The sequence below is a fragment of the Microbacterium sp. genome, assembly GCF_011620715.1.
In the GTDB taxonomy this organism is placed as follows: Bacteria; Actinomycetota; Actinomycetes; order Actinomycetales; family Microbacteriaceae; genus Microbacterium.
The window spans coordinates 1-8070 of record NZ_WOYP01000066.1 but is presented as its reverse complement, the minus strand read 5'-3'; the positions used below and the strand labels follow the sequence as shown (position 1 = coordinate 8070).

Genomic DNA, 8070 nt, shown 5'->3' with positions numbered 1-8070 from the left:
ACCGACGATGAACGTCTGGCCGGTGATGTGTGCAGCAGCGTCGGAGCACAGGTAGACAACCCACGGCGAGATGTTCTCGGGAGCCCAGGAGTCGAACGCACCTTCCTCCTGCTTGAACTCACCGAACGTGCCTTCGGTGAGGCGAGTGCGCGCTCGAGGTGCAAGGTTGTTCGCCGTGACGCCGTACTTGCTCATCTCTCGCGATACCACGATACCCAGCGATGCAATACCGGCTTTGGCTGCCGCGTAGTTCGACTGACCGCCGTTGCCGAACAGGCCCGCCTCCGACGAGGTGAAGATGACCCGACCGTTTGCCGACTCCCCGGAGGTCTTCGCCTTCTCGCGCCAGTACGCCGTCGCAAACCGGGTGGGCACGAAATGACCCTTGAGGTGGACGTTGATCACCGCATCCCACTCCTGCTCCGTCATGTTGAAGACGGTGCGGTCGCGGAGGATGCCGGCGTTGTTGATGAGGATGTGCAAGTCACCGTAGGTCTCGAGTGCCTGCTTGATCAGATTCTCGCCACCCTCCCAACTTGCGACATTGTCGTAATTGGCTGTGGCCTCGCCACCGGCGGCCTTGATCTCATCGACCGTCTGCTGAGCCGGACGGGAGTCCGCCCCGGTACCGTCCCACTCCCCACCCAGGTCGTTGACGATGACCTTAGCTCCCTCGGAGGCGAGCAACATCGCGTGGGCGCGACCCACTCCTCGAGCAGAGCCGGTGACGATCGCTACCTTGCCGTCTAGGCGTGCCATGATCTTCCTTTCGTGTCGGGCTTTGGCCCTGTGGGGCGGTGCGACCTTATGCGCCCGCCTAGTCTCTATATATCAGCTGTCGTGACGACCGAGTATGGTGACGCAGCACACACTTCCGGCGCCGACCATGTGACTCAGTCCCACGCGTGCACCAGCTACCTGCCGGTCGCCGGCATCTCCGCGCAACTGCAGAGTCGTCTCCCAGATCTGCGCGAGTCCGGTCGGCCCGCCCGGATGCCCCCGCCCGATCAGCCCGCCGTCCGTGGAGAACGGAATCCGGCCACCCAGACGGGTCGCTCCTTCCGCGACGAGCCGGTCACCCTCTCCGTCGCCGCAGATTCCCAGCAGCTCGTAGTACGTCAGTTCCTCCACCGGGAATGCGTCGTGCACCTGAACCAGGTCCAGGTCCTGCGGACCGAGGCCCGACTCCTCGTACGCCTGCTGCGCAGTCGTACGCGTCATCTCAGAGGGCCCGACCACCGGTCCGAGAAACACGTGACCGGGCACGTATTGCTCGCTCTGCAGCACCGACGCTTCCACCTTGATGACCGGGCGTCCCGGCTGCAGTCGCCGCGCGTTCTCTACGGTCGTGAGGATCGCCACCGCAGCGCCGGATCCCACCGCCGCGCACATCATCGACGTGTGAGGATCCGCGATCATCCGGGACTTCAACACTTCCTCGGCGGTGACCTGATGGTCAGCACGACGCTGAGCATTCGGGTTCAACGCGGCATGATTCCAGTTCTTCGCCGCGATCTCTGCGAAGGTGTCGAGCGTCGTTCCATACTCGTGCATCCGCCGCCGTGCCCACATCGCGAAGAACCCCGCAGGCAGTATCGCGCCCTCCACCGAGAAACGCGACATGCCCGGCACCGCCATCTGCTCGAGCGTGTCGAATCCGACGGCCATCGACGTCTCTGCAGCGCCGCCTGCCACCGAAAGATAGGCCTCGCGGAATGCCACCGATCCCGTGGCGGATGCGTCCTCCACATGCACGACTGGCGCGCCCGTGAGTCCCCACTCCTTCGCGAATCGGACGCCAGACATCATCGGAGAGTTGATGTAGCCCATGAAGACGGAGCCGACGTCCTTGAAGGTCGACCCCGCATCCGCAAGGGCTTCGACGCCCGCGTGGTACACCAATTCCCGCAATGTCACTCCGCGGTTCGCGCCGAACGGAGACATTCCCACACCAACAACTGCAACTTCGCGCATAGCTCGCTTCCTCACTGAAGCAGTCGGTCCGGTCCGGGCCGACCCATGATCAAGGTATATCGGGGGCCAGAGTCGCGCCGGCGGTCAGCCGCTTGCGACGTCCTTGAATGCCAGGTCTTTGTCCAGCCGGGGCTCCCCCGGCAGGCCCAGGACCCGCTCGCCGATGATGTTGCGCTGGATCTCGTCGGACCCGCCCGCGATTCTCATTGCGGGGTTGCCCAGGAGTGACAGCTGCCAGCTGCCGTGGTCCTCGGCGTCGGCACGGTGCAGCATTCCATCACCGCCCATGATCGCCAGTGCCACATCGGCGGCCCGGGTGCCGAGCCTCGCGACCGCAAGCTTGCCGATCGAGCCTTCGGGGCCCGGGATCTGACCCTTCGAGAGCGCGGTGAGCGACTTGTAGCCGGTGAAACGAAGGCCCTCAGCCCACATGTAGAGCTGCATGAGATCCTGACGGATCACCGGGTCCTCGATCGCCGGCTTCCCATTCAACTTCTGCGTCTTCGCCAGGGCGATGAGTCCCTCGATGTCGGTCGAGCCCAGACCCCCGGCGGAACCGCCGATGCTCATGCGCTCGTTCATGAGCGTGGTCAGAGCCACCCGCCAGCCGTTGCCCACCTCGTCGACCCGGTTCGCGTCGGGGATGCGCACGTCGGTGAAGAACACCTCGTTGAAGTTCGCGCCGCCCGTCATCTGCTTCAACGGCCGCACCTCCACCCCAGGACTCTCCATGTCGAGCATGAAATAGGTCAGACCCCTGTGCTTGGGCGTATCGAAGTCCGATCGAGCCAGAAGCATGCCCCACTTCGAGTAGTGGGCGCCACTGGTCCACACCTTCTGCCCGTTGACGACCCACTCGTCGCCGTCGCGCTCGGCACGGGTGCGCGAGGCGGACACGTCCGAGCCCGCACCGGGCTCGCTGAACAACTGACACCAGATGTCGTCGCCACGCAACAGCCGCGGCAACAGGCGAGCCTTCAGCTCGTCCGAGCCGTGACTGATGACGGTCGGACCCCCCATGCCGATCCCGATCCCGAACACGCCGTCGGGCGCGTCGTAGTGGGCGGCTTCCTGGCTCCAGATGATCTGCTGGATCGGAGTGCCGCCACGGCCGCCGTACTCCTTCGGCCAGGTGATGCCCGCCCAGCCCGCATCGAACTTCTTCGCCTGCCATGCACGAGAACGCGCCAGATACTCAGCGTCGTCATCTCGCTCTGAAAACAGGCTGTCGCCCCCGCCACCCCGCGGGGTGGCGTTGGCCTTGAGCCATTCGCGCACCTCTTCACGGAACGCTGCTTCTTCGGAGGTATCTTGAAAGTCCACATCGACCTCAGCAATCGCCATTCTGGAAACTAACCGGCTAGTTCATAACGCTATCGACAGTCGAGGGAACTGTCAATGCAGTCGTCGCCACCCGACAGGGTCAATCGTCCGACTACCCCCGCGGATCGGTTTCGCGGTGATCGTTGTGCAACCAGCCTCTTCGTGGGGTCATTTACACCTGTGGATTGGCGGCGTAACATGCAGCCAACAAGGCGCCTCGTCACTGAGATCTTCACATCGGTCCGGGGACCTGACCCAACCTACTCAAAGAGGAGTACTTCATGGCGGGACGGCTGGAGGGCAAGGTGGCCCTGATCACCGGCACGGCGGACGGCCAGGGCCGGGCGGCCGCGCTCGCCTTCGCTGCCGAAGGCGCCAGGATCGTGGGTTGTGATCTCAAAGCGGACCTCGCCGAGCAAACCGTCGAGCTCGTTCGTGCGCAGGGAGGTGAGATGGTCTCGATGCAACCGCTGAATCTGAGCGACGAATCGGCGGTGCAAAGCTGGATCGACTTCGCCGTCGAGCAATACGGCGACTTCGACATCCTCTACAACAACGCCTCAGGTGTCCGCGGCGGCACCATCGAGTCGCTGAGCCGCGCGGACTGGGATTTCGACATGACCAATGAGGTCACGATCCTGTTCCTGGCGATCCAGAAGGCACTGCCGGTTTTCCAGCGCAAGGGCCGCGGCACCATCCTCAACACCGGCTCAGTCGCTGCGATGGTCGGCTCGGCCATGCCTGGGAACGTCGCGGGCAACCTCGTGCACAACGTGGCCAAAGCCGCCGTCCTGCGCCTGACAGTCAATCTCGCCGTCGAGCTGTCACCGTGGAACATCCGCGTGAACACCGTCTCCCCAGGGTTCATCGACACCCCTGCGACACGACCGCTGCTGGAGGCCGGCGGGCGCGCACCTGTCGAACGTGCACTGCTGAACCCTCGCGTCGGGCGTCCTGAGGACATCGCCATGGCAGCGGTGTACCTGTGCTCCGACGAGGCAGACTACGTCACCGGTGCGAATCTGGTCGTCGACGGGGGTTGGGTCGCAGGTGGCGGCGTCGGTCGCCCCGACCCCGAGATCGGGCAGATCTTCGGTGACGTGATGAAGAAACTGACCAACGCCCCCACCGCCTGACATCCACCGCGCTTTCCTGCCCACCAGCATTTCCACGATCCGGGGTCCTGCGCCGACCAGAGAGAGTGTCGGCCAGAGAGAGTGTCAGCGGGAGCTGACCGTGCCGAAAAGCCGAGCGATCGGTGCCAGCACCAGCGGTCGAGCGGCGATCCAGGCCCCGACGATGAGAAGCATCGACGCACTGAATATCCAGAATCCGGTCCAATTCCCGGCCAGCGCCGTCGGATCGGTCGAGCCCTGGGCAGCGTACATGTGATTGAGGTTTCGCAACGCTCCCGTGGCGAAGACCAGTGTCACGTGGACCACGATGAACAGCACGAAGAAGATCATCGTCGGAAAATGCACTGCCCGCGCCCACTCGACCGGATAGAGCGCGTTGAGCCGCGGAGAGTTCTTCGGCCAAATGCCCGACATCCGCACACCGGTTGCGGCCGCCAACGGGGCAGCCACGAAGACAACGAGGAAATACGTGAGTTGCTGGATGGAGTTGTAGTTGACCCAGCCGTTCTCCGTCGGCCAGTCGAGGGACACATACTGAAGGACTGCCGAGAGGGCGTTGGGGAACACCTCCCAGCTCGTGGGGACGATCCGCATCCACTGACCGGACGCGAACAGCAAGATCACGAAGATCACCCCGTTGACCAGCCAGAGGATGTCGAGCGACTGGTGGAACCAGATGGTGAGACTGATCTTTCGGTCCTTGTTCCAGCGAGGTGTCCAGAAGGCGTCCGGACGCTTCTGAAACCTCACTTGCAGACCGGACCGGATGATCAAGACCATGAGGAAGACGTTGAGGAAGTGCTGCCAGTTGAGCCAGGCGGGAAACCCGACCGGAGCTCCTTCAGGGAGCTCGTATTCGCCGGGATAGGTCTCAAGGAAATCCCGCATGAACGGCACCGAGACCAGCCAGCGCGTGAACAGCACGGCCATTGTCGCCAGCACGAGCAATGCGAAGCCGACGAGGATGCCGGCACCCACCCATTGCTTCATGGTGAACGGCCCATAGCGCTTCGGTTCGGGCTTCGGTTCGGGCTTCGTCGCGGGTCGGCCACCACTGACCCGTGGAGCAGCAGCAACTGCAGGCGCGACGGGGGCCGACTCCTGCGGGAGCGACGGAGCGGGAGATGCCGCTGGTTCTCTTCTCTCGGTCACCACCGCAGCGGTGAACCCTGCCGGCGGCCACGCCTCGCCACCGGGGGTGCGAGGCAACCCTCGGCGCACAGGGCGCACCACTCCGACGATGCCGGAATCATCCGGCACTGCCGAAACCGTCGCCGCGGGTGCTCTTCGCTCGTTCACCACCGCAGCGATGAACTCCGCGGGCGGCCACGGGTCCCCCCCGGGGGTGCGAGGCAGTCCCCGTCGCACTGAGGTCACCCCTCCGACGATGGCCGAATCATCCGGCACTGTCGAAACCGTCGCCGCAGGTGAAGGGGCTGGCGGGGCGTGGACCTCGGATGCAAGACCCGCCGGCGGCCACGGTTCCCCACCGCGTTCCCGGGGCAGGCCGCGACGCCAGCTCGATGTATAGGTCGCCACCGCGCTAACTCTTCTTCGCCTGGATCGCTTCGATCAGCTGCGGGACGACTTTGAACACATCACCCACGACTCCGAAGTCCGCGATGTCGAAGATGGGCGCGTCGGCATCTTTGTTGATCGCGACGATCGTCTTCGCGGTCTGCATCCCCGCGCGGTGCTGGATCGCACCCGAGATGCCCAATGCGATGTAGAGCTGCGGCGAGACGGAAACACCGGTCTGCCCTACCTGGGAGGTCTGCGGCACGTATCCGGCGTCGACAGCGGCGCGCGATGCTCCGACTGCGGCGCCCAGCGCGTCGGCGAGCTCGTCGACGAGCGAGAACTTATCGGCGGAGCCGAGCCCACGCCCTCCGGAGACGACCTTCGCAGCACCTCGCAGCTCGGGCCTGGACGAGGTCGAGATCACCGCCTCCTGCGCATCGATCCTCGCAGCGGGCTTGCCGGATGCCGGCACATCGAGCGGAATGCTCGTGAGAGGCTTCGACTCCGCGCGCGCATCGATCGATCCCTGGCGAACCGTGATGACCGGAGCACCGAATGTCGCTGCGCTCACGACGTTGTAGGCACCGCCATAGATCGAGTGGCCGGCGACGATTCCCTCCGAGTCCCTGCTCACCTCGACGGCATCGACGCTCAGCGCAGACCGTGCGCGGGCCGCGAACGCGCCCGCAACGGCACGGCCATCTATCGAATGCGACACAAGCACCGCGTCCGGGCGCACCAGCTCGGACGCCGCGGCCAATGCGTCCACCGTCGGTGTGAACAGGTCAGATTGCCCGGTACCGGCGATCAGGACCGTCGCAGCTCCGGCATCAGCTGCAGCCTGGGCGAGCACTTGGGCGTTTTCATCGGGCGCGACGATGAGCGCGACAGGAGTTCCCACGGCTGCGGCGGCGCCGAGCAGGCCCGCCGACGACTTGGCCAGGACCCCTGCCGGCGTGACATCCAGCAGAACCAGAACCGAATCCGAAGCGATAGTTGACACGTCCATTTCCTTTACGTCAGTCGGTTCTTGATGAGGAATTCGGCCAGTTGCGAGCCCGCGTCGCCCTCGTCGACGATCTTCACTCCGGCGGACCTCGGCGGCGCAGCCGCGATGGAGATCATGATCGACCGCGCCGCTTTCGAATCCAACGGATCCACCTCGAGGTCGGCGAGCGACAGCACTTCAAGCGGCTTCTTCTTAGCCGCGCTGATGCCCTTGAAATTCGGAAAGCGCGCGTCAGGAAGCTGCTCCGTGATGGAGACGACAGCCGGGAGTGAGGCCGAGGCGGTCATCGTGCCCCCCTCCAGAGTGCGGTCGCCGGACACCGAATCGGCGGTGATCTGAACCGAGTTGAGCGAAGTTATCACCGGCATGTCGAGTAGCTCGCCCAGCATGGCGGGAATCACTCCGCCCACCCCGTCGGTGGACTGGTTGCCGGTGATGACGAGGTCGAAGCTCGTGCGCCTGAGCACCGCCGCGAGAGCCTCGGCGGTAAGGGTCAGATCGGCACCCGTGAGCGCGTCATCGACGATCTGCACAGCGGAGTTCGCGCCCATAGCCAAACCCTTGCGGAGCGTGGAGGTGGCCGCTGAGGGAACCATCGAGACCAAGGTGACCTCGGTGTCGGAACTCGTGTCTGCGTACTTCAAAGCAACCTCTATGGCGCGTTCGCACACCTCGTCGAGCACTATCTCCGAGGCGGCACGATCAGCCAGCCCCGTCTCGAGATCGAGCTTTCGATCCCCGTAGGTGTCCGGCACCACCTTCACCAGCACTGCAATCTTCATCGGGAGCTCCTGATCTTTCTCAAAGTCGTCGGCGCCTGCGGTGGCACCCTGGTCGCCGTTCTGTGTGGAAGACATTCCCACGTTAGTTGACTTACCGGTGAGTCACTCTAATTGACGCACGGGTCAGCAATTGACGCACGGGTCAGCGGCGGAAACGCCCGGCGTCGCCAGTCGAACACGGTCAGCGGGGGCGGACCGTGTTCATCTGGTGGATGCCGCCGAACGGGGTGCCCTCCTCGTCGTAGAGCATCGAACTCGTCAAACCCATGCCGGTCGGACCGAAGCTCGCCGTCGTCTCGAAGCCGATCCACTGGCCCTTCGGCTC

Annotated in this window: 7 protein-coding genes and 1 pseudogene; 1 reads left to right on the top strand and 7 read right to left on the bottom strand. The window is 64.5% G+C overall.

The window, feature by feature from the left end; genetic code table 11:
• From QZV84_RS06055 to QZV84_RS06045, 3 genes are all read right to left on the bottom strand, one after another.
• A partial coding sequence (locus tag QZV84_RS06055) for an SDR family NAD(P)-dependent oxidoreductase (protein ID WP_292826853.1) occupies window positions 1-759 on the bottom strand: 759 nt, incomplete at its 3' end.
• Window positions 760-831: 72 nt separating this feature from the next.
• On the bottom strand, window positions 832-1974 hold the full coding sequence (locus QZV84_RS06050) for a thiolase family protein (protein ID WP_292826850.1): 1143 nt from the start codon (window positions 1972-1974) through the stop codon (window positions 832-834).
• 84 nt (window positions 1975-2058) lie between these two features.
• Complete coding sequence (locus tag QZV84_RS06045; RefSeq protein ID WP_292826848.1) at window positions 2059-3318, bottom strand: acyl-CoA dehydrogenase family protein; 1260 nt, start codon at window positions 3316-3318, stop codon at window positions 2059-2061.
• Window positions 3319-3578: 260 nt separating this feature from the next.
• Here QZV84_RS06045 and QZV84_RS06040 point away from each other — a divergent pair, with 260 nt between their 5' ends.
• Window positions 3579-4433: an SDR family oxidoreductase gene (locus QZV84_RS06040; protein WP_292826846.1), complete on the top strand. Its 855-nt coding sequence runs from the start codon at window positions 3579-3581 to the stop codon at window positions 4431-4433.
• Window positions 4434-4517: 84 nt separating this feature from the next.
• On the opposite strand, the gene QZV84_RS06035 is transcribed toward QZV84_RS06040, so the two are convergent.
• The 4 genes and pseudogenes from QZV84_RS06035 to QZV84_RS11450 all read right to left on the bottom strand — a co-directional run.
• On the bottom strand, window positions 4518-5423 hold the full coding sequence (locus QZV84_RS06035; RefSeq protein ID WP_292826843.1) for a cytochrome b/b6 domain-containing protein: 906 nt from the start codon (window positions 5421-5423) through the stop codon (window positions 4518-4520).
• 553 nt (window positions 5424-5976) lie between these two features.
• On the bottom strand, window positions 5977-6963 hold the full coding sequence (locus tag QZV84_RS06030; RefSeq protein WP_292826841.1) for an electron transfer flavoprotein subunit alpha/FixB family protein: 987 nt from the start codon (window positions 6961-6963) through the stop codon (window positions 5977-5979).
• 5 nt (window positions 6964-6968) lie between these two features.
• Window positions 6969-7745: an electron transfer flavoprotein subunit beta/FixA family protein gene (locus QZV84_RS06025; RefSeq protein ID WP_292826838.1), complete on the bottom strand. Its 777-nt coding sequence runs from the start codon at window positions 7743-7745 to the stop codon at window positions 6969-6971.
• 181 nt (window positions 7746-7926) lie between these two features.
• Window positions 7927-8070 (bottom strand): annotated as a pseudogene (locus QZV84_RS11450) (thioesterase family protein); the annotation flags it as partial.